Here is a 19,696-nt window from a genome sequence, read left to right as displayed (position 1 = left end):
CGCCGCGGCGATCGTGAAGCAGCGCATGACGGCGGTGCTGCTCGTGAGCGTCACCGGCTACGGGCTCGTGCTCATCTTCGGCATGTCGGGCGCCCCCGACCTCGCGCTCACGCAGGCGCTCGTCGAGACGATCGTGCTCGTCGTGTTCGTGCTCGTCATGCGGCGCCTGCCGAAGCAGATCGCGACGACGCATCCGCCCGTCCACCGCCTCGGCCGCGCCCTCATCGGCGCGCTCGCCGGCACGGTCATGGGCGTCATCGGCTTCATCGCGCTCGGCGCGCGCACCGCGCCCGACATCGTCGACGGCCTCGCCGAGCGGGCGCTCGAGGCGCACGGCACGAACATCGTGAACGTCATGCTCGTCGACCTGCGCGCCTGGGACACGCTCGGCGAGATCTCGGTGCTCGTCGCGGTCGCCACGGGCGTCGCGAGCCTCATCTTCGTCTCCGGCCGCACGGGCGGCGCGCCCCGCCTCGACGAGCGGCCCGACCGCCGCAACCGGCTCCGCCCGGTCCCCGAGACGGCGTCGAGCATCGGCGGCGCGCGTCCGCGCCTCGCCGACGTCGAAGGCGAGTCGGATGCCGCGGCCGAAGCCGCGGCCACCCGCCAGACCTGGCTGCTGGCCGGCCGCACGCTGTCGCCGCGACGGCGCTCGATCCTCATCGAGGTGCTCGTGCGGCTGCTCTTCCACCCGGCGATCGTCGTCTCGGTGTTCCTGCTGTTCGTGGGCCACAACGCACCCGGCGGCGGCTTCGCGGGCGGCCTGCTCGCCGGCCTCGCGCTCGTCGCCCGGTACCTCGCGGGCGGGCGGTACGAGCTCGGCGAAGCGGCGCCGGTCGACGCGGGCCACCTGCTCGGCACCGGCCTGCTGCTCGCGGCCGGCACCGCGACCTCCTCGCTCTTCTTCGGGCTCGCCGTCTTCGAGTCGAGCTGGTTCGAGACCGAGGTGCCGCTGCTCGGCACCATCTCGATCGGCACCTCGACGCTCTTCGACATCGGCGTCTACCTCGTCGTCGTCGGGCTCGTGCTCGACATCCTGCGCTCGCTGGGCGCCGAGGTCGACCGTCAGCAGGAGGAGAACGAACTCGAGCAGAACGGCGCCGAGACGGAGGTGCGCGCATGACCGCCTCGCTGACCCTCGTGGTGCTGATGGCCGTGCTCTTCGGCGCCGGCATCACGATCATGCTCGAGCGCAGCCTCACCCGCGTGCTCATCGGCTTCCTGCTCGTCGGCAACGCCGTGAACATCCTCATCTTCCTGATGAGCGGCGCGCCCGGCCTCGCGCCCCTCCTGTCCGACGACGTCACCGCCGACGACATCTCCGACCCGGTGCCGCAGGCCTTCGTGCTCACCGCGATCGTGATCAACCTCGGCATCACGGCGTTCATGCTCGCGCTCATCTACCGCTCCTGGTGGCTGGCCCGGCTGGGCGAGAAGGGCGACCTGGTCGACGACGAGGACGACCTCGAAGAGGAGGTCGAGGAGGCCGAGGGCCTCATCCGCAGTTCCGCGGCCGACGACCTCGCCATCCAGGAGCTCATCGACGCGAGCGACGAGGAGTTCGAGCAGTCCCCCGAACGACCCGATGAGGAGGTGCGCCCGTGAACCCCGCGATCCTCGTGCCCCTCGTCGTGCTGCTGCCGCTGCTCGGCGCCGCTGTCACCCTCGTGCTCGGCCGGCACCGGCGCGCCCAGATGGCCGTCTCGGCGAGCGTGCTCGCCGCCGTCGCCGTCATCTCGGCGGTGCTGCTCGCCACGGTCGACGCGAGCGGAGCCGGCGTCGTCGTGCAGGTCGGCGGCTGGGAGCCGCCCTTCGGCATCTCGCTCGTCGTCGACCGGCTCGCCGCGATCATGCTGCTCATCTCGGCGATCGTGCTGCTCGGCGTGCTCGTGTACGCGGTGAGCCAGGGCGTCGCCGACCGCCATCGCGAGACCCCGGTGTCGATCTTCCACCCGGCCTACCTGATCCTGTCGGCGGGCGTCTTCAACGCCTTCATCGCGGGCGACCTGTTCAACCTCTACGTCGGCTTCGAGATCCTGCTGTCGGCGAGCTACGTGCTGCTCACCCTCGGCGGCACCGGCGAGCGCATCCGCGCGGGCGTCACCTACATCCTCGTCAGCCTCGTCTCCTCGCTGTTCTTCCTCTCGGCCATCGCGCTCATCTACGGCGCGACCGGTACGGCGAACATCGCCCAGCTCTCGGTGCGCATCGCCGAGCTGCCCGACAGCGTGCAGCTCATCCTGCACCTGCTGCTGCTGCTCGCCTTCGGCATCAAGGCGGCGGTGTTCCCCCTGTCGTTCTGGCTGCCCGACTCGTACCCGACCGCGCCGGCGCCCGTCACCGCCGTGTTCGCGGGCCTGCTCACGAAGGTCGGCGTCTACGCGATCATCCGCACCGAGACGGTGATCTTCCAGGAGAGCGACGTCTCGACGCTCCTGCTCGTCATCGGCGGGCTCACCATGCTCGTCGGCATCCTCGGCGCGCTCACCCAGGCCGACATCAAACGCCTGCTCTCCTTCACCCTGGTCAGCCACATCGGCTACATGATCTTCGGCATCGGGCTCGCGACCGAGCTCGGCCTCGCCGCCACCATCTACTACGTCGTGCACCACATCACCGTGCAGACGGCGCTGTTCCTCACCACCGGGCTCATCGAGCGCTTCGGCGGCTCCACCTCCATCAACCGCCTCGCGGGCCTCCTCAAGGCCTCGCCGCTGCTCGCGATCCTGTTCTTCATCCCGGCGCTGAACCTCGGCGGCATCCCGCCGTTCTCCGGCTTCCTCGGCAAGCTCGGCCTGTTCATCGCGGGCGCCGAGGGCGCGCCGGAGTCCGTCGGCGGGCCGGCCTGGCTCACCTGGACGGTGATCGCCGCGGGCGCCGCGACCTCGCTCATCACGCTCTACGCGCTCACCCGCTTCTGGAACATGGCGTTCTGGCGCGACCGCGACGAGGTCGAGGGCTACGACTCGCCCCTGCTGAACTCGGTGCTCGAGTGGGAGGGCAGCGGCGACACGGCCGTCGCCACCCGCACCATCCCGGTGCCGATGGTCGTCGTCACGACCGCGCTCGTCGCCATCACCGTGCTGCTCACCGTCTTCGCCGGTCCGCTCTTCGACCTCGCCGGACGCACCGCGGCCGACCTCGTCGACCCGAGCGTGTACATCGGCCTCGTGTTCCCGGGAGGCGTGCGATGAGCCAGGCCCACGACGTGTCGCGCTGGGGCGCGGTCTGGCGGCAGCTGCCGCTGCTCATCGCGCTCGTGCTGCTCTGGGTCATGCTCTGGGACCACATCGACGTGCTCACCGTCGTGAGCGGCGTCGTGCTCGCCATCACCGTCACGCGCGCGCTGTACCTGCCCCCGGTGCTGCTCTCGGGCCGCTTCAACCCGTGGCGCGGGCTGCTGCTGGGCCTCCGCATGATGTTCGACGTCGTGTTCGCCTCGCTGCAGGTCGCGTTCCTCGCGGTCGCCCCGTGGTGGAAGCCGTCGAACGCGATCATCGCCGTGCAGCTGCTCACCCGCAGCGACCTCGTCACCACGCTCACCGCCGAGGCGATCTCCGTCGTGCCCGGCACCGTCGTCGTCGACATCGACCGCGAGCGCGGCCTGCTCTACCTGCACGCGCTCGGCACCCGCACCCACGACGACGTCGAGCGCGTGAAGCGCCAGGTGCTCGGCACCGAGGAGCGCATCGTGCTCGCGATGGGCACGCACCAGCAGGCCGTCGACGTGCGCCTGGCCCGCAAGGCCCGCCGGGCCGAGCGCGCCGGGCACGCCTCGGCCGAACCGCCGCACGACCACACCCCGAAGGAGGACGCATGACCTTCCTCACCATCGTCTCCATCATCGCCGGGCTGATGTTCGGCATCGGCGCCATCGCGGCGGTCTACCGGATCATCCGCGGTCCCTCGATCCTCGACCGGGCCCTCGCGACCGACGTGCTGCTCGCGATCGCGATCTGCGCGCTCGGCGCCGAGATGGCGATCAACCGGCACACCGACACGCTCGTGGTGCTCCTCGTGCTCGCGATGTTCGCGGTCGTCGGCTCGATCTCGATCGCCCGCTTCATGGCGAAGCAGGACGCCTCGTGAACGCCGCGGACGTCGCCGTCGGCCTGCTCGTGCTCGTGAGCGCGTTCCTGTCGATGGCGGCCGGCATCGGCATCGTCCGCTTCCCCGACGTGCTCACGCGGCTGCACGCCGCCACGAAGCCGCAGGTGTTCGGCCTCGCCGCGGTGCTGCTCGCGATCGTGCTGCGGGTGCCGACCTGGGGCGTGCTCACGACCGTCATCCTGATCATGACCTTCCAGCTGCTCACCCAGCCGATGACGGCGCACATGCTCGGCCGCAGCGCCTACCGCACCGACCACGTGCGCCGCGACGTGCTCATCGAGGACGAGCTCGGCCGCGACATCGAGGAGCACGCGAAGGACTGAGCGCGCCGGCGCGCGCGCGCCGCGCGGGGCGGCCCCTAGTTCGCGAGACCGCCCTCCGGCGCGCCCACGCGCCCTCGCGCCGCGCGCCCTCCGGCCACCAACCACGAGAGGGTCACTTTGCGACATCCCGCTGGGCGAGTGGCCGTGCGGATGCCGGAAAGCGACCCCCTCGGCGATTGGGAGCGGGGCGCAGGGCGCAAGGAGCAAGGAGCAAGGAGCAAGGAGCGGGGCGCCCCGGCCATCGAGGGGGTCGCTTTGCGACATCCCGTCGGGTGATTCCCCATTCGGACGCCGGAAAGCGACCCTCTCGGTGGGCCGGAGGCCGCGGGGCGGCCCGCTAGTTCGCGAGACCGCCCTGCGTGTAGCCCTCGATGAAGCGGCGCTGCAGCAGCAGGAACACCACGATCACCGGCGCGGCCATGATGAGCCCGGCCGCGCTCACGAGCGACCAGTCGACGGCGTACGACTGCTGGAACGAGTACAGCGAGAGCGACACCGGCAGCAGCTGGCTGTCCTGGATGAACGTCACCGCGAGCAGGAACTCGTTGTACGCCTGCAGCCCGGCGACGAGGGCGACGGTCAGCATGCCCGGCCAGATCATCGGCACCATCACCCGGGTGAACAGGCGCCACTCGCCCGCGCCGTCGAGGCGGGCGGCCTCCTCGTACTCCTTCGGGATGGTGAGCAGGAACGAGCGCAGCAGCATCGTCGCGAACGGCGAGTACACCGCCCAGTAGATGACGATGAGGCCGAACTGGGTGTTGTAGAGCCCGAGCGTCGACCACCAGGAGAGCAGCGGCACGAGGAACAGCTGGATCGGCACCGAGGTGGACACCAGGATGTAGAGGATCCAGGCGCTCTTGCCGGGCAGGTCGAGCCGGGTCATCGCGTACGCCGCCATGCTCGCGATCACGCAGACGCCGAGCGCCGTGCTGACCGCGATGATCGCGCTGTTCAGCAGCCCCTGGCCCATGTTCGCGTCCTCGAAGGCGGTGGCGAAGTTCTCCCAGCGCCACTCGCTCGGCAGGCCGATCGGTGAGCGGCTGATCTCGGCGGGCGACTTCAGGGAGTTGAAGACGAACACGGCGAGCGGTCCCGTCGCGTAGAACGCGAGCACCACGAGGATGAGCACGCTGAACGGCCGTCGGGGGCGGTGGTCCGGGCGGAAGCCGGCGCGGCGCGGGGGCCGCGCCGCGGCGCGAGCCGCACGCCGCGAGGCGGCGGGGGCGGTGAGGGTGTCGGTCTGCACGCGGATCACACGTCCCAATCGAGCTTCTTGCGGAGGATGAGGTAGCCGGCGACCACGACCGCGCTGATCGAGGAGAGCAGCATGGCCATCGCCGAGGCGTAGCCCGCGCGCTGCTCCGAGAACGCCGTGCGGTAGAGCACCGTCGCGAGTACGTCGCTCGAGCCGGCCGGGCCGCCCTGGGTCAGGATGTAGACGTAGTCGAAGACGAGGAACGACCAGATCACGGTCATCAGCACGAGGAACATCAGGGTGGGCCGGATGCCGGGCAGCGTGATGTGCCAGAACTCCCGCCACGCGTTCGCGCCGTCGAGCCGGGCCGCCTCGTAGAGCGCCGGGTTGACCCCCTGCATCGCGGCGAGGAACAGCACGAGCAGGAAGCCCCACCACTGCCAGTTGTTCACGAACGCGACGGAGCCGAGCGCGAGGCTCGGGTCGCCGAGGAAGTTCACGCCGGCGAGGCCGTCGAAGCCGAGGTTCGCGAGCGCGGCGCCGATGCCGGCATCCGGGCTCAGGATCTGCCGCCAGACCGTGGCCGAGACGATCGTCGCGAGCACGTACGGGATGAAGTACAGCGTGCGGAACAGCACCTGGCCGCGGCGGAGCCGCGAGAGCAGGAACGCCCCGAGCAGGGCCATGCTGATCGGCACGATCAGGAAGAAGAGCGTCCAGAGCAGGTTGTGCCAGATCGCGGCCAGCACGTTCGGGCTCTGGAAGAGTTCGACGTAGTTGTCGATGCCGACGAAGTTGGCCTGGCCGAGGCCGTCCCAGTCGGTGAAGGAGAACAGCAGGGAGGAGAGCCCCGGACCGCCGATCACGAGCAGATTGACGATCGCGAGCGGCGCGATGAAGAGCCACGCCACGAGGCGACGCCGGCGGCGGGGCCGGCGCACGGCCGGCCCCGCCCCGATCCTGGCGGTCGCGGAGGTCACGCGCCCGGAACCGGCTCGAAGGGGGTGATCACCTTGCCGGCGGCGAGCTCGCCGTCGAAGACCTTCTGCAGCCCCTCCAGGTAGGCCTGCGGGGTGAGGTCGCCCGTGATGATCTTGTCGAACTCCGACCACAGGTAGGTGTCGGTCGCCGCGGGGAAGAACGTCCAGCTCGCGTAGCCGAGGTTCCCGCTCTCGGGCGCCTCGGTGTAGAGCCGGGCGGAGCGCTCGTCGACGGTGTCGGGCATCGACGCGAGGTCGCTGAGCGGCGGCGGGTTCTGGCCGGTCGCGGCGAGGTAGTCGTAGGAGCGCGCCGGGTCGTCGATCACGAAGTCGATGTACTCGGCCGCGGCATCCGCCTGCTTCGACGCGGAGTTCACCGAGAGCGAGGTGCCGATCGCCATGGGGTAGACGCCGGGGGCGACGTCGTCGCTCAGCGACGGCAGCGGCGCCCAGTCCCACTCGGCGTCGTTGCCGGCAGCCTCGCCGAAGTAGCGGCCCGCGTCGCCGAACGACCAGGTGCCGGTGATGTACATCGCCACGGTGCCGTCGGCGAGGCCGGTGAACAGGTCGGTGTCGGTGTTCGTGAACCAGCGGTCCTTGCCGCCGCCCCACCACTTCTTGTCGATCTGCTGCTGGAACAGGGTGATCGCGTCGACGAACTCGGGGTCGGTGAACTTCGCCTCGCCGGTGAGCGCCTGGTAGAGCTTCTCGGGCCCGACGGCCATGTTCAGGAAGGCCGAGAGGTACCACTCGCTCTGCGCCTGGTAGCCGCTGTTGCCCGCGCCGACCGGCATCATGCCGGCGGCCTGCGCCTCGGTGGCGACCTTCTCGAACTCGGCGAGCGTGGTCGGCACGGTCCAGCCGTGCTCCTCGAAGACGCCGGGGTTGTAGTACATGACGATCGAGCCGTACTCGACCGGCACCGAGTAGAGGGTGCCGTCGACCTGGCTCGCCTGGTAGGCCCAGGGCTGGAGCTTGTCGGCCCAGCCGTACTCGGCGGCGTAGTCGTCGAGCGCGTCGATGCGCTTCGCCGAGGCGAAGCCGAGGGCGCTCGAGGGACCCGCCGAGTAGACGACGTCGGCGCCGCGACCGGCGGAGACGGCGGTGTCGGTGAGCGAGCCCAGGTTCTGCAGCTGCTTCACCTCCATCTTCACCTTGGCGTCGTCGGACTGCTCGTTGAACGCGTCGACGTAGTGCTCCTGGTAGTAGCGCTCGGTGTCCTTCGAGACGAAGGCCGACCAGTAGGTGACGTCGCCGGACGAGCCGGACGAGGCGCAGCCGGCGAGGAGGCCGCCGGCGGCGATGAGGGCCACTGCGGCGCCCCAACGCTTCGACTTCTGGTGCATTGCTTACCTTTCCTGGGGGATGGGGGAGGTCGTGGAGTCGCGCACGACGAGCCGCGTCGACAGCGTGATGTGCTGCGTCGGGGCGTCGTCGCCGTCGCCGGCGAGCCGGGTGAGCAGGAGTCGGGCGGCGGTGCGGCCGATCTCGCGGGCGGGGTTCTCCACGGTGGTGAGACTGGGGTGCACGAGCGCGGCGGCGTCGATGTCGTCGTAGCCGGTGACGGCGACGTCGTCGGGGATGCTGAGGCCGCGCCGGCGCAGTTCGTCCATCGCGCCGATCGCGATGAGGTCGTTCGCGCAGACGATCGCGTCCCAATCGGTGCGGCGCTCGTAGAGGGCGGCGACGCCGTCGCGGCCGCCGTCGCGGGTGAAGCTCGTGAAGACGGTCGACGCGTCGTCGTAGTCGAGCCCGGCGCCGGCGAACGCCTGGCGGAGGCCGCCGAGGCGCAGGCGCGAGGGGTCGGACTCCTCCTCGCCGCCGATGAAGCCGATGCGGCGGCGGCCGGTGCCGAGCAGGTGTTCGCCGAGCTTCGCGAAGCCGCCGGCGTCGTCGGACTCGACGTAGTCACTGCCCTCGATGCCGATGTCCCGGCCGAGGGCGACGACGCGGGTGCCCGACTCGGCGAGCCGCGCCCGGTCGGCGTCGGACAGCCCGTCGATGTGCAGCGCGATGCCGTCGAAGCGGCGCTCGAGCACGTGGCCGAGCAGGCGCCCGGTGCCCGACTGGCTGCCGGCGTCGAGGATGGAGAGCAGGTAGCCGGCGGGCAGCAGCACGTCCTGCATGCCGACGGCGACGAGCGGGTAGAAGGGGTTCGTAATGTCGGGCACGAGCAGGGCGATCGACTCGGTGCGACGGCTGCGCAGGCTGCGGGCCCCGGGGTGCGGCGTGTAGCCGAGCTCGGCGATCGCGGCGTTCACCTTGGCGCGCGTCGCCTCGCTCACGGGGCGGTTGCCGCTCAGCACCTGCGAGACGGTGGACACGCTGACCCCGGCGGTCTCGGCGACCGCGGCGATGCCGGACTTCTGCGTCACGTGCCGACCTCCCTGTCCGCATAACGTTTTGCGTGTTTGACGAGAGCAAGCATCCGTCATCTTCGCCAGCTTGTCAATGCGCCCGGGAAATCCGGGACTAGACAGCGCGAGCCGGTCGCCTATAGTGGCCAGCATGCACGCAAAACGATGTGGAAACGGATGAGCCGCGATCGAGCTCGCGGGGCGCTCATCGGTCTCGCCATCGGCGATGCCATGGGCGCACCCACCGAGGGCATGACCATCGAGGAGATCGCCCGGCGCTTCGGCCGGGTCACCGGGCTGCTGCCCGACGCCGCCGGCACCGACGACACCGAGTACGCGGTGCTCACCGGCCAGTCGCTCCTCGCGCGCGGCTTCGAACTCACCGCCGACGACGTCGCCGCCACCTGGACGGCCGCCGTCGCCGAGCAGCAGGGCGGCTTCGCGGGCGCGGGCTTCAGCGAGATGGTCGCGATCGCGAACCTCGCCGCGGGCCTCCGCCCGCCGGCCACGGGCCTGCGCAACTACGAGCGGTGGAGCGACGGCGCCGCCATGCGCGTCGCACCCATCGGCATCCTCGCCGCCGGCGACCCCGCCGAGGCGCGCCGCCTCGCCCGCATCGACGCGAGCGTCAGCCACGCCGTCGACGGCGTCTACGCCGCCGAGGCCGTCGCCGCCGGCGTCGCCACCGCGCTCGTCGCCGACTCGCACCGCGAGGTCGTCGACGCGGTCGTCGCGGCACTGCCCGCCGACTCGTGGACCGGACGCCTCGTCGCCCGCGCGCTCGCCATCGGCGCCCGCTACGACCGAGCCGAGGATGCCGCGCCGGAGCTCTACCGCGAGATCTCGCTCTTCCATTACCCCTGGGCCGACGCCGCCCCCGAGGCGCTCGCCCTCGCGATGGGCCTCTACGAGGCGGCGAAGGGCGACTTCGTCGACGCCGTCATCGCCTCCGTGAACATCGGCCGCGACTCGGACACGATCGCCGCCATGAACGGGGCGCTGGCCGGTGCGATGTGCGGCTTCGAGGCGATGCCCGTCGAGTGGCGAGAGCAGGTCGTGCGCGTGCACGGCCGCTGCATCCTCGCGACCGCGGGCACCGAGCTGCTCGAGCTCGCCGACGGGCTCTTCGAACGCTCCCCCGCCGCTGCCGCCCCTGCTGCTGCCGCCCCTGCTGACGAAAGGACCACCAGTGTCGGCTGACCGCGCAGACCGCATCCACGGCGCCCTCCTCGGACTCGCCGTCGGCGACGCCCTCGGGCTCGCCGCCGACTACCACCGCGCCGTGCGCTCGCCCTGGGTGCGCGGCCGGCTCTGGGCGGGCTCGGCCGAGCTCGACGAGGCCCGGGTCGCCAAGCCCCTGCTCCCCTTCGACGCGACGACGGTCGACGGCGCGCGGCTGGCTCCCACCGACGACACCGAGACCGCCGTGCTCGCCGCCCGCGTCGCGCTCACGACGGCCGGGACGGCGGATGCCTCGACGCGCCGCTTCGCCGAGTGGCGCCGCCTGACGGCGGGCGACGACGTCTGGACCGGCATCGCCGAGCGCTCGGCCATCATCAACGCCGAGCGCGGACTCGTCCCCCCGGTGACCGGCAACGACGGTCCGGCGGATGCCTCGGACAGCGCGGTCGCCGCCGGCGTCGTCTGGGGCCTGTTCCACGCGGGCGACCCGGCCGCCTCGGCCGAGGCCGCGACCGAGTGGGCCTCGATCACGCACGCCCGCGACGGGGTGTGGGCCGCGGCCTGCATGGCCTCCGCGGTCTCGGCGCTCGCCGTCGGCGCGCCGATCGCGCAGGCGCTCGACGACGCCGAAGCGCTCGTACCGGCGGACTCCTGGCTCGCCGAGGGCTTCCGCGCCGCCGCCCGGATCGCCCCGGCCTCGGTGATCCTGGAGCTGCCGCGCCTGCTCGCCGAGCTGAACCCGCGCCGCTACAGCCAGCCGGGCACCGCGCCCGAGACGCTGCCGATCGCCTTCCTGCTGCTGCGCGCCGACGGCGAGCGACCCGAGCAGGCGCTCGCGAACGCGACGCTGTTCGCCCGCGAGTCCGACAGCGTGCCGGCCTTCGTCGGCGCCCTGCTCGGCGCGGCGCACGGAGCCGAGGTGTTCGGCGAGGCGTGGCCCGCCGCGGTGGACCGCGTCGAGGGCGTCTGCTACCCGGCCCTCGCCGGGGAGCGGGTGTCGGCCGTGGCCGCGGAGCTCGAGGCATCCGTCGCCGACCGCGCCACGCGCTGACCCGCCAGGCGTGCGCCCGGCCCGGGCAGGCCGTCAGGCGCGGCCGGTGAACTCCGGGCGGCGCTTCTGCTGGAACGCAGCGAAGCCCTCCCGGTAGTCGGCGGTGTCGCAGAGCGCCGCCTGCGCCCGGTTCTCCTCGGCCATCGAGGCCCACAGCCCGAGCCGCTCGTCGCGGAGGGCGGCGATGAGCCGCTTCGACGCGACGAACGCGAGGGTCGCCCCGGATGCCGCGGCGCGGGCGGCCTCGCGGGTCGCACCGAGCACCTCCTCGGCCGGGAACACCCGCGAGAAGAGGCCGGCGGCGACCGCCTCCTCCCCCGTCATCAGGCGGCCGGTGACGATGAGGTCCATGGTGCGGTGCGCGCCGAGCCGTTCGAAGAACAGCGCGTGCCCGCCGGAGTCGAGCGTCGCACCGAGCGCGGCGAACGGCGAGCCGATCTTCGCGGTGTCGGCGACGTAGACGATGTCGCTCGCGATCAGCAGGCCGAGCCCGACGCCGAGGCACGCACCGTGCGCGACGGCGAACGTCGGCACCGGCAGCCCGGCGAGTCGCTGCAGCAGCGGTTCGACGAGCCCGCCGAGGTAGCCCTCGACGTCGTCCTCGCGGGGGTCGACGCGGGAGATGTCGCGCCCGGCGCAGAACGCCCGGCCCTCGCCGCGCAGCACGAGCGCGCGCAGCTCCCCCGCGTCGGCGAGCCGCTCGGCCTCGGCGAGCGCCGCCGCGAACTCGCCGAGCGCGCCCTCGTCGAGCGCGTTGAGCTTGTCGGGGGCGTCGAGCACGAGCTCGGCCACCCCGCCGTCGACCTCGAAGCGGATCATCCGTCCCCCCTCACTCGGCGAGCGCAGAGCGCGCCGGCCGCGCCGGCCGGCTCACACGTCATAGTCCACCGTCACCCGCTCGCCCTTCACATGCGACTGGCACGTGAGCACGTAGCCGCGCTCGAGCTCCTCGGGCTCGAGCGCATAGTTCTCGGTCATCTGCACGCTGCCATCGACGACCCGGGCGCGGCACGTGCCGCAGACGCCGCCCGCGCACGCGAACGGCACGTCCGGCCGCACCCGGAGTGCCGCGTTCAGGATGCTCTCGTTCGCGGCGACCGGGCTCTCGACCGTCGACGACTGCCCGTCGAGGGTGAACTCGATCGTGATCGTCTGCTCGCCGGCGACGATCTCGACCGGGCGTCCGCTGCGCGGCTCCGCCCCGCGGTCGGCGTCGGTGGTGAACAGCTCGTACCGCACCCGCGCGGCCGGCACGCCCTTCGCCTCGAGCGCGTCCCGTGCGAGCTGCACGAGTTCGAGCGGCCCGCAGAGGAACCACTCGTCGACCGTCTCCGGCCGGATCAGGTGCTCGAGCATCGCGTCGAGCTTCTCGGCGTCGATGCGGCCGGACAGCAGCGGCGCGGTGCGCTGCTCACGGGAGAGCACGTGGTGCAGCGCGAGGCGCGCGGGGTAGCGGTCCTTCAGCTCCGCGAGCTCCTCGAGGAACATCACGTCGAGCGTCGAGCGGTTCGTGTAGACGAGCTCGAACGTCGCGTCGGCCGAGCGCGCGAGCACGGCGTGCGCGAGCGCCATCAGCGGGGTGATGCCGCTGCCCGCGGCGATGCCGACGATGTGCTTGCCGTCGAGCTCCGCGAGCGTCGAGGTGAAGGTGCCCTGGGGGCTCATCACGTCGAGCTCGTCGCCCGCCGCGAGCTCGGTGGTGGCCCAGCTCGAGAAGATGCCGCCGAGGTCGCGCTTGATCGCCACCGAGATGCTGGTGCCGCCCCCGTCGGGCGCGGGCTCCGGCGGACGGCAGAGCGAGTAGCTGCGGCGGCGCTCGTAGCCGCCGAGCTCCTTGCGCAGCGCGACGTACTGGCCGGGGAGGTAGTCGTACTCCGCGGCGAGCTCGGCCGGCACCGCGAAGGTCACCTCGACGGCATCCGCCGTGAGCCGGCGCACCTCGGCGACCGTGAGGCGGTGGAAGCGGGCGCGCGGGCGCTTCGTGGGCGCCTCGCCGCCGACGGCCGAGCGCAGCAGCGCCGACGCCGTCGCGAGGTCCTGGCCGGGCGCCGTCGTGGCGGCGGTCGCCTGGGTCGTCGATCCGAGGTTGCGCGCGGCCATCAGAGCACCTTGAAGTAGTCGAAGGGCTCGAGGCAGTCCAGGCACTCGTAGAGCGCCTTGCACGAGGTCGAGCCGAAGCGGGCGAGCTCGCGGGTGTGCAGCGAGTCGCAGCGGGGGCACTTCACGGCGAGCGCGAGCCGCACCGGTCCGGCGTCGCGCGCGGCGGCGCGGCCGGAGGGGGGCTGGATGCCGTAGCGGCGCAGCTTCTCGCGGCCGGCGTCGCTCATCCAGTCGGTGGTCCAGGCGGGGGCGAGCACGAGCTCGACGCGCACCTCGGCGTAGCCCGCCGCGGTCAGGGCGAGCAGCACGTCGTCGCGCATGGCGTCGAGGGCGGGGCATCCGCTGTAGGTGGGGGTGAGCCGCACCTCGACCGCCCCGTCGGCGGCGAGCTCCACCGAGCGGAGCACGCCGAGGTCCTCGATCGTGAGCACCGGGATCTCGGGGTCGGTAACGGTCGCGGCGACCGCCCACGCCCGGCGCGCCGCCGGGTCGCTCGGCACCGGCCGGGCGACGGCCTCCGCGGTCACCACGACGCCCCCGGGTGCTGGCGGGCGAGCACCTGCAGCTCGGCGAGGAGCGGGCCGAGCTGCTCGGTGTGCTTCCCCTGTCGGCCGCCGCCCGAGGCGGTGAACGCGGTGCGCCCGGCGGGCGGCTCGAGCTCCGCCTCGGCGAAGACCTGCGCGATCGCCGCCTCCGCGCCGGCCCGCAGCGAGGAGGGCAGCACGGCGACGCCGTCGGCGGCGAGCCGGGTGACGAGCTCGTCGTCCTCGAACAGCTCGTCGAGGTAGGGCCAGACGTCGGCCACGCCCTGGATCATGCGGCGGCGCGACTCCTCGGTGCCGCCCGCGAGCCGCAGCGTCCACTGCGCCGCATGGTCGCGGTGGTAGTCGACCTCCTTGACGGCCTTCGCGCCGACGGCGGCGAGGGTCGGATCGGTGGATGCCGAGAGCGCCGTGTAGAGCTCGAACCAGTAGCACGAGGCGAGCAGCTGCCGCGCGATCGTGCACGCGAAGTCGCCGTTCGGCTGCTCGAACAGCCAGGCGTTGCGCCACTCCGGCTCGTCGCGCCAGTAGGCGAGGTCGTCCTCGCTGCGGCCCGTCGCGGTGCCGGCGTAGTGCAGCAGCGAGCGGGCGTGGCCGATCAGGTCGAGCGCGATGTTGCCGAGCGCGACGTCCTCCTCGAGCTCGGGGGCGCGGGTGATCCAGTCGCCGAGCCGCTGCGCGAGCACGAGGGCGTCGTCGCCGAGCCGGAGCGCGTACTCGGCCGTCTCGGGCGGCGCGATTCGAGCGTCGTCGCCGGGACCGGACGCCGAGCCGGTGCCGGCCAGCTCCTCGGCGAGCGCGAGCCGCTCGACCGAGACGTCCGCCGTTCCCTGAGCCGGTCGAAGGGCGCCATCCTGCGCAGGCGTCACAGGTGCTTCACCCCCTCGCTCTTCGTGTAGTACACGGCGTGCCGGTAGTTCTTGCCCGCGGGGCTCTCGAAGAAGGCGCCCTTCGCGTCGGGGTCGCTCGTCGTGACGGCGTCGGCGGGCACGACCCAGATCGAGACGCCCTCGCCGCGGCGGGTGTAGAGGTCGCGGGCGTTCCGCACGGCGAGCTCGGCGTCGGGCGCGTGCAGCGAGCCGACGTGCACGTGGCTGAGCCCGCGTCCGGCGCGGACGAAGACCTCCCAGAGCGGCCACTGGTCCGCTGCGCCCGTCGAAGCGCCCGCCTGGCCCGCTGAGCGCGCCTGGCCCGCTGAGCCCGTCGAAGCGCCGACCTGGCCCGCTGCGCCCGTCGAAGCGCCCGGCGTCGACATCACGCCACCGCCCCGGCGAGCTCGGCGGCGCGGTCCGCCTGCTTGCGCGCGTACTCGGCCGCGGCCTCGCGCACCCAGGCGCCCGCCTCGTGCGCCTCGCGGCGGCGGCGCAGCCGCTCGGCGTTCGCGGGCCCGCGGCCGGCGAGCACCTCGTGGAACTCGGTCCAGTCGATCTCGCTCATGTCGTAGGCCTGGCGCTCCTCGTTCCAGGCCAGCTCGGGGTCGGGCAGGGTGACGCCGAGCACCTCGGCCTGCGGCACGAGCATGCCGACGAAGCGCTGGCGCAGTTCGTCGTTGGAGAAGCGCTTGATGTTCCACGCCATGGACTGGGCGGAGTTCGGCGACTCGTCGTCGGGCGGCCCGAACATCATGAGGCTCGGCCAGTACCAGCGGTTCACGGCGTCCTGCGCCATCTCGCGCTGCGCCTCGGTGCCCTGCATGAGCTCGAGCAGGATCTCGAAGCCCTGCCGCTGGTGGAACGACTCCTCCTTGCAGATGCGCACCATCGCCCGGCCGTAGGGCCCGTAGGAGGCGCGGCAGAGCGGCACCTGGTTGCAGATCGCGGCACCGTCGACGAGCCAGCCGATGGCTCCCATGTCGGCCCAGGTGGGCGTCGGGTAGTTGAAGATCGAGGAGTAGCGGGCGCGTCCCTCGATGAGCTGGCGCATCATCTCCTCGCGGCCGATGCCGAGGGTCTGCGCAGCCGAGTAGAGGTAGAGGCCGTGGCCCGCTTCGTCCTGCACCTTGGCCATCAGGATCGCCTTGCGCTTCAGGCTCGGCGCCCGGCTGATCCAGTTCGACTCGGGCTGCATGCCGATGATCTCGGAGTGCGCGTGCTGGCTGATCTGCCGGATGAGCGTCTTGCGGTACGCCTCGGGCATCCAGTCGCGGGGCTCGATGCGGGAGTCGGCGGCGATGAGCTCGTCGAAGGCGGCCTGGCCGGCGAGCTCGTCGGCGGTGGGCTGGGCCGGTTCGCTCGCTCGGCGGAGCTCTGCTGGTGCGGTCATCGTCGACTCCTGTGTCTCTGCGGACGGCCGGGTGCGGGTGGCCGTGGAGCGCGGGCGCTCGTGGCATCCGATATTACCAACCGATCGTTCAGTTAGTATATAGTCGATCCAGACGCCGCAGCAACGGCGCGCTGAACTCGACGAGGAGTGCCAGATGACGGATGCCGCGACGGAGCCCGCGATCAACCGCGAGATGATGCAGCGCGACCGGGCGGCCGCCTGGCTCGGCCTCGTCGTCGAGCGCGACGACCCCGGCCACGCGGTCGTCAGCATGGTCGTGCGCGAGGAGATGACGAACGGCTTCGGCATCACGCACGGCGGCATCGTGTTCGCCCTCGCCGACACGGCCTTCGCCATCTCCTGCAACGAGGACGAGCGGGTCACGGTCGCCGCCGGCGCCGACATCGCCTTCCTGAAGTCCACCGTGCCGGGCCAGACGCTCACCGCCACCGCGGTGCGCCGCACCCGCTCGGGCCGCACGGGGCTCTACGACGTGTCGGTCGTCGACGAGCACGGCGAGGCCGTCGCGGAGTTCCGCGGCCGCTCCATCTCGACCAACCGGACGTTCTGAGCCCGGCCCGCCGGACCCGCCACCGCATCCAGCATCCGCACCTCCCACCCTCAGGAGCCACCCAGTGTCGACGACGACCTTCCCCCGCCCCACCTCAGTCTCCGGGCTGCACGCCCCCGCCGCCGAGGAACTCGACCCCGAGGAGCGGCTCGACCGCGCCGGCATCGAGGCCCTGCAGCTCGAGCGGCTGCAGCGCACCGTCGCGCACGCGTACGAGCGGGTGCCGCTCTACACGCGCAAGTTCGACGAGGCCGGCGTGCACCCGCGCGACATCCGCTCGCTCGCCGACGTCGCCCGCCTGCCCTTCACCACGAAGGCCGATCTGCGCGAGACCTACCCCTTCGGCATGTTCGCCGTGCCGATGGCCGACGTCGCCCGCATCCACGCCTCGAGCGGCACCACCGGGCGACCGACCGTCGTCGGCTACACGAAGGGCGACCTCGAACGCTGGGGCTCGCTCGTCGCCCGCTCGCTGCGGGCGAGCGGCATCCGCCCCGGCATGAAGGTGCACAACGCGTACGGCTACGGGCTCTTCACCGGCGGGCTCGGCGCGCACGCCGGCATCGAGGCGCTCGGCGCGACCGTGATCCCGATGTCGGGCGGGCAGACCGCGCGCCAGGTGCGGCTCATCGTGGACTTCGAGCCCGACGCCATCCTCTGCACGCCGAGCTACCTGCTCACCATCGCCGACTGCATGGCCGAGCAGGGCATCGACCCGCGCGAGACCTCGCTCAAGGTCGCCGTGCTCGGCGCCGAGCCGTGGACGAACGAGATGCGGCACGAGCTCGAGCAGCGCCTCGGCCTCGACGCGCTCGACATCTACGGGCTCAGCGAGGTGATGGGCCCCGGCGTCGGCAACGAGTGCCTGGAGACGAAGGACGGCCCGCACCTCTGGGAGGACCACTTCCTGCCCGAGATCATCGACGGCGACACGGGCGCGCCGCTGCCCGACGGCGAGCGCGGCGAGCTGGTGTTCACCTCGCTCACGAAAGAGGCGTTCCCCGTCATCCGCTACCGCACGCGCGACCTCACCCGGCTGCTGCCCGGCACCGCGCGCCCCGGCATGCGGCGGATGGAGAAGATCACCGGCCGCAACGACGACATGATCATCCTGCGCGGGGTGAACCTGTTCCCGACGCAGATCGAAGAGCTCGTGCTCGGCATCGAGCAGCTCACGCCGCACTTCGTGCTCGAGCTGAGCCGGGAGGGGCGCATGGACGCCCTCACGGTGCGCATCGAACGGCACCCCGCGCTGTCGGTCGAGACGTGCGAGGCGGCCACGGTCGTGCTCGCCGAGCGGATCAAGGTGCACATCGGCTCGACGGTGGCCGTGCGGCTCGAGGAGCCCGGCGCGCTGCCCCGCAGCGAGGGCAAGTACCAGCGGGTCTACGACCTGCGCTGAGTGCGGATGCCGCGGGGCGGCGCCCTGGTGAGAGACTGATGCCGATGACCGAGAACCAGAGCATGCGTCGCGGGCGCCCGGGGTACGACCGGCAGGGCATCCTCGACGTCGCCGTCACCGCGTTCAACGAGTACGGCTACGACGCCACCTCGATGGGCGTGCTCGCCGAGCGGCTCGGACTCTCGAAGTCGGCGATCTACCACCACTTCGCGTCGAAGGACGAGATCCTCGAGCAGGCGCTCGACACCGCCCTCAGCGGGCTCGAGGCCGTCGTGGCCGACGCCGCCCTCACCGCCGATCGCGCCGCCGACCGGCTCGACCGGGTGCTGCGCGGCGCCGTGCACGTGCTCGTCGAGCAACTGCCCTCGGTGACGCTGCTGCTGCGGGTGCGCGGCAACACCGAGGTCGAGCGGCGCGCCCTCGCCCGTCGGCGCGACTTCGACAAGCGGGTGACGGCGCTCGTGGCCGAGGCCCAGCGCGAGGGCTCGCTGCGCAGCGACATCGACGCGAGCGTCGTCTCGCGGCTCGCCTTCGGCATGATCAACTCGATCGTCGAGTGGTACCGGCCCGGCGGCCGCGAGAACGCCGACGGCCTCGCCGACGACGTCATCGCGATCGCGCTCGACGGCCTGCGCATGCCCACCTCGAACCGCGTCGAGGAACTGCTCGGCTGAGCCCGACCCGCCCGCCCCGGCCTTCTCCGGCCGGCACGACGTCAGTATCGGCGGGTGCGGGACCGCCGCCACCCGCACATACTGACGTCATGCGCCGAGGGCGCGTCGGGCCGGGTGGCGCCGCAGCCAGCCGCGCCGAGGCCGGGCGGCCCCGCCGGCGACGGGCTGCTGCCCCGGCTGCGCCTCGGCCTGCCGCTCGGCGACCACCCGGCGCTGTTCGAGTTCACGGACCATCCGCTCGTCCGCCGCCGCCACGAGGTGCGGGAACACCGTCTCCGAGATGTGCATGTCGACTCCTTGTTCGTCGACACTCAGCCTCGGCGCTGAGGTGGGCACCCGGCATCGGAGGATCGCCCTATTCCTGCGGCGCAGGCGCCTCAGATGGTCGGGCGCTCTCAGGCGGATGCCTCAGACGGATGCCTCAGACGGATGCCTCGGACGGGGCATCCGCACCGCCGGCCGGAACGGCCTTCGCCGCGACGATGCCCTTCCGCAGCGCCATCATGAGCAGCACCAGTCCCGCCGTGACGACGATGTGCCCGAGCCCGGCGACGCCGGCGATCGCGGCGTTCGACTCCTGGCCGAGCACGGTCAGCGAGCCGTGCCAGACCATCATCGCGCTCGTGAGCAGCACCCCGGCGTTGTAGACCCAGAAGAACCAGCCGAACAGCGGCGAGGCGCTCAGCGTGAACGCCTTCTCCAGGGCGAGCACGATGAGCATCGCGAGGAAGCCGAGCGTCAGCAGGTGCGTGTGCACCACCGAGAGCTGCGTCGCGCCGCCCTCGACGAAGTCGTTGGCCTTCGTGAACTCGCGGTAGAACAGCCCGGAGCCGAGCCCGAGCACGAGGTAGACGACGGCGGCGGTGAAGAGGCGGTTCATGGGGCGTCCTTCCGGTTCGCGATCGGACCCGTCGCTGGCGGGCCCACGAGCAGTCTGCTCCGGT

The 19,696-nt window shown here is 72.2% G+C and carries 23 protein-coding genes; 11 read left to right on the top strand and 12 right to left on the bottom strand.

The genetic code is table 11. From position 1 onward, the window contains the following. From mbhE to mnhG, 6 genes are all read left to right on the top strand, one after another. Positions 1 to 1,123, top strand: a 1,123-nt coding sequence (gene mbhE, locus IEY71_RS00790) for a hydrogen gas-evolving membrane-bound hydrogenase subunit E (protein WP_189083419.1), incomplete at its 5' end; no start/stop codon positions are given. After that, positions 1,120 to 1,605: a sodium:proton antiporter gene (locus IEY71_RS00785; protein ID WP_189083418.1), complete on the top strand. Its 486-nt coding sequence runs from the start codon at positions 1,120 to 1,122 to the stop codon at positions 1,603 to 1,605. The genes mbhE and IEY71_RS00785, both read left to right, overlap by 4 nt. Beyond that, positions 1,602 to 3,194, top strand: a complete 1,593-nt coding sequence (locus IEY71_RS00780; RefSeq protein WP_189083417.1) for a Na+/H+ antiporter subunit D — start codon at positions 1,602 to 1,604, stop codon at positions 3,192 to 3,194. The genes IEY71_RS00785 and IEY71_RS00780 overlap by 4 nt, the downstream gene beginning before the upstream one ends. Further along, positions 3,191 to 3,820: a Na+/H+ antiporter subunit E gene (locus tag IEY71_RS00775; protein WP_189083416.1), complete on the top strand. Its 630-nt coding sequence runs from the start codon at positions 3,191 to 3,193 to the stop codon at positions 3,818 to 3,820. Before IEY71_RS00780 ends, IEY71_RS00775 begins: the two co-directional genes overlap by 4 nt. Then, a complete protein-coding gene (locus IEY71_RS00770) occupies positions 3,817 to 4,089 on the top strand; it encodes an MrpF/PhaF family protein (protein ID WP_189083415.1) in 273 nt (90 codons plus the stop codon). Before IEY71_RS00775 ends, IEY71_RS00770 begins: the two co-directional genes overlap by 4 nt. Next, a complete protein-coding gene (gene mnhG, locus IEY71_RS00765) occupies positions 4,086 to 4,433 on the top strand; it encodes a monovalent cation/H(+) antiporter subunit G (RefSeq protein ID WP_189083414.1) in 348 nt (115 codons plus the stop codon). Before IEY71_RS00770 ends, mnhG begins: the two co-directional genes overlap by 4 nt. A 337-nt stretch (positions 4,434 to 4,770) precedes the next feature. On the opposite strand, the gene IEY71_RS00760 is transcribed toward mnhG, so the two are convergent. From IEY71_RS00760 to IEY71_RS00745, 4 genes are read right to left on the bottom strand one after another with little or no spacing between them, the layout of a single operon-like run. Beyond that, positions 4,771 to 5,691: a carbohydrate ABC transporter permease gene (locus IEY71_RS00760; RefSeq protein ID WP_229781614.1), complete on the bottom strand. Its 921-nt coding sequence runs from the start codon at positions 5,689 to 5,691 to the stop codon at positions 4,771 to 4,773. Beyond that, positions 5,688 to 6,611, bottom strand: a complete 924-nt coding sequence (locus IEY71_RS00755) for a carbohydrate ABC transporter permease (RefSeq protein ID WP_229781473.1) — start codon at positions 6,609 to 6,611, stop codon at positions 5,688 to 5,690. Before IEY71_RS00755 ends, IEY71_RS00760 begins: the two co-directional genes overlap by 4 nt. Beyond that, complete coding sequence (locus IEY71_RS00750) at positions 6,608 to 7,957, bottom strand: ABC transporter substrate-binding protein (protein WP_189083413.1); 1,350 nt, start codon at positions 7,955 to 7,957, stop codon at positions 6,608 to 6,610. Before IEY71_RS00750 ends, IEY71_RS00755 begins: the two co-directional genes overlap by 4 nt. Positions 7,958 to 7,960: 3 nt before the next feature. After that, positions 7,961 to 8,986 (bottom strand): LacI family DNA-binding transcriptional regulator, encoded by a 1,026-nt coding sequence (locus IEY71_RS00745; RefSeq protein ID WP_189083412.1) that lies wholly within the window; start codon positions 8,984 to 8,986, stop codon positions 7,961 to 7,963. 159 nt (positions 8,987 to 9,145) lie between these two features. Between IEY71_RS00745 and IEY71_RS00740 the strand changes: the two genes are divergently transcribed. Both IEY71_RS00740 and IEY71_RS00735 read left to right on the top strand, forming a co-directional pair. Then, complete coding sequence (locus IEY71_RS00740; RefSeq protein ID WP_189083411.1) at positions 9,146 to 10,168, top strand: ADP-ribosylglycohydrolase family protein; 1,023 nt, start codon at positions 9,146 to 9,148, stop codon at positions 10,166 to 10,168. Beyond that, the gene (locus IEY71_RS00735; RefSeq protein ID WP_189083410.1) at positions 10,158 to 11,201 is read left to right on the top strand and encodes an ADP-ribosylglycohydrolase family protein; all 1,044 of its coding nucleotides are present in this window, start codon (positions 10,158 to 10,160) and stop codon (positions 11,199 to 11,201) included. Before IEY71_RS00740 ends, IEY71_RS00735 begins: the two co-directional genes overlap by 11 nt. Positions 11,202 to 11,234: 33 nt before the next feature. Here IEY71_RS00735 and IEY71_RS00730 read toward each other — a convergent pair whose 3' ends face one another. The 6 genes from IEY71_RS00730 to paaA are packed head-to-tail and all read right to left on the bottom strand — an operon-like array spanning position 11,235 to position 16,105. Continuing rightward, the gene (locus tag IEY71_RS00730) at positions 11,235 to 12,020 is read right to left on the bottom strand and encodes an enoyl-CoA hydratase/isomerase family protein (RefSeq protein ID WP_189083409.1); all 786 of its coding nucleotides are present in this window, start codon (positions 12,018 to 12,020) and stop codon (positions 11,235 to 11,237) included. A gap of 51 nt (positions 12,021 to 12,071) precedes the next feature. Then, on the bottom strand, positions 12,072 to 13,301 hold the full coding sequence (gene paaE / locus IEY71_RS00725; protein WP_189083408.1) for a 1,2-phenylacetyl-CoA epoxidase subunit PaaE: 1,230 nt from the start codon (positions 13,299 to 13,301) through the stop codon (positions 12,072 to 12,074). After that, positions 13,301 to 13,828 (bottom strand): 1,2-phenylacetyl-CoA epoxidase subunit PaaD, encoded by a 528-nt coding sequence (gene paaD / locus IEY71_RS18255; RefSeq protein WP_229781472.1) that lies wholly within the window; start codon positions 13,826 to 13,828, stop codon positions 13,301 to 13,303. Before paaD ends, paaE begins: the two co-directional genes overlap by 1 nt. Beyond that, complete coding sequence (gene paaC, locus IEY71_RS18250; RefSeq protein WP_229781471.1) at positions 13,825 to 14,712, bottom strand: 1,2-phenylacetyl-CoA epoxidase subunit PaaC; 888 nt, start codon at positions 14,710 to 14,712, stop codon at positions 13,825 to 13,827. The genes paaD and paaC overlap by 4 nt, the downstream gene beginning before the upstream one ends. After that, complete coding sequence (gene paaB, locus IEY71_RS00715; protein ID WP_229781470.1) at positions 14,709 to 15,098, bottom strand: 1,2-phenylacetyl-CoA epoxidase subunit PaaB; 390 nt, start codon at positions 15,096 to 15,098, stop codon at positions 14,709 to 14,711. The genes paaC and paaB overlap by 4 nt, the downstream gene beginning before the upstream one ends. Continuing rightward, complete coding sequence (gene paaA, locus IEY71_RS00710) at positions 15,098 to 16,105, bottom strand: 1,2-phenylacetyl-CoA epoxidase subunit PaaA (protein WP_189083407.1); 1,008 nt, start codon at positions 16,103 to 16,105, stop codon at positions 15,098 to 15,100. The genes paaB and paaA overlap by 1 nt, the downstream gene beginning before the upstream one ends. Before the next feature lie 154 nt (positions 16,106 to 16,259). Here paaA and paaI point away from each other — a divergent pair, with 154 nt between their 5' ends. The 3 genes from paaI (at position 16,260) to IEY71_RS00695 (ending at position 18,752) form a co-directional block, all read left to right on the top strand. Beyond that, a complete protein-coding gene (gene paaI / locus IEY71_RS00705; protein ID WP_189083406.1) occupies positions 16,260 to 16,676 on the top strand; it encodes a hydroxyphenylacetyl-CoA thioesterase PaaI in 417 nt (138 codons plus the stop codon). A gap of 64 nt (positions 16,677 to 16,740) precedes the next feature. Continuing rightward, positions 16,741 to 18,078: a phenylacetate--CoA ligase PaaK gene (paaK, locus tag IEY71_RS00700; RefSeq protein ID WP_373292237.1), complete on the top strand. Its 1,338-nt coding sequence runs from the start codon at positions 16,741 to 16,743 to the stop codon at positions 18,076 to 18,078. Positions 18,079 to 18,122: 44 nt separating this feature from the next. Beyond that, on the top strand, positions 18,123 to 18,752 hold the full coding sequence (locus tag IEY71_RS00695) for a TetR/AcrR family transcriptional regulator (protein WP_189083405.1): 630 nt from the start codon (positions 18,123 to 18,125) through the stop codon (positions 18,750 to 18,752). A gap of 87 nt (positions 18,753 to 18,839) precedes the next feature. On the opposite strand, the gene IEY71_RS00690 is transcribed toward IEY71_RS00695, so the two are convergent. After that, entirely contained in the window at positions 18,840 to 19,040 is a 201-nt protein-coding gene (locus IEY71_RS00690) for a hypothetical protein (protein WP_189083404.1), read from the bottom strand. Positions 19,041 to 19,173: 133 nt separating this feature from the next. Then, entirely contained in the window at positions 19,174 to 19,632 is a 459-nt protein-coding gene (locus IEY71_RS00685) for a DUF2871 domain-containing protein (protein ID WP_189083403.1), read from the bottom strand. Between the last annotated feature and the right edge of the window lie 64 nt (positions 19,633 to 19,696).

Source organism: Agromyces mediolanus (genome assembly GCF_014648575.1).
Lineage (GTDB): Bacteria > Actinomycetota > Actinomycetes > Actinomycetales > Microbacteriaceae > Agromyces > Agromyces mediolanus.
The sequence above is the reverse complement of the archived record's forward strand: the minus strand, read 5'-3'. Positions and strand labels throughout refer to the sequence as shown.

What these genes read in the sequence shown, in the direction of transcription:
- IEY71_RS00740 (WP_189083411.1), top strand. Translation starts at nt 9,146, where the DNA reads ATGAGCCGCGATCGAGCTCGCGGGGCGCTCATCGGTCTCGCCATCGGC.
- paaB (WP_229781470.1), bottom strand. Translation starts at nt 15,098, where the DNA reads ATGTCGACGCCGGGCGCTTCGACGGGCGCAGCGGGCCAGGTCGGCGCT.
- paaE (WP_189083408.1), bottom strand. Translation starts at nt 13,301, where the DNA reads ATGGCCGCGCGCAACCTCGGATCGACGACCCAGGCGACCGCCGCCACG.
- IEY71_RS00690 (WP_189083404.1), bottom strand. Translation starts at nt 19,040, where the DNA reads ATGCACATCTCGGAGACGGTGTTCCCGCACCTCGTGGCGGCGGCGGAC.
- IEY71_RS00685 (WP_189083403.1), bottom strand. Translation starts at nt 19,632, where the DNA reads ATGAACCGCCTCTTCACCGCCGCCGTCGTCTACCTCGTGCTCGGGCTC.
- IEY71_RS00750 (WP_189083413.1), bottom strand. Translation starts at nt 7,957, where the DNA reads ATGCACCAGAAGTCGAAGCGTTGGGGCGCCGCAGTGGCCCTCATCGCC.
- IEY71_RS00730 (WP_189083409.1), bottom strand. Translation starts at nt 12,020, where the DNA reads ATGATCCGCTTCGAGGTCGACGGCGGGGTGGCCGAGCTCGTGCTCGAC.
- paaA (WP_189083407.1), bottom strand. Translation starts at nt 16,105, where the DNA reads ATGACCGCACCAGCAGAGCTCCGCCGAGCGAGCGAACCGGCCCAGCCC.
- IEY71_RS00770 (WP_189083415.1), top strand. Translation starts at nt 3,817, where the DNA reads ATGACCTTCCTCACCATCGTCTCCATCATCGCCGGGCTGATGTTCGGC.
- IEY71_RS00785 (WP_189083418.1), top strand. Translation starts at nt 1,120, where the DNA reads ATGACCGCCTCGCTGACCCTCGTGGTGCTGATGGCCGTGCTCTTCGGC.
- paaI (WP_189083406.1), top strand. Translation starts at nt 16,260, where the DNA reads ATGACGGATGCCGCGACGGAGCCCGCGATCAACCGCGAGATGATGCAG.
- IEY71_RS00775 (WP_189083416.1), top strand. Translation starts at nt 3,191, where the DNA reads ATGAGCCAGGCCCACGACGTGTCGCGCTGGGGCGCGGTCTGGCGGCAG.
- IEY71_RS00695 (WP_189083405.1), top strand. Translation starts at nt 18,123, where the DNA reads ATGACCGAGAACCAGAGCATGCGTCGCGGGCGCCCGGGGTACGACCGG.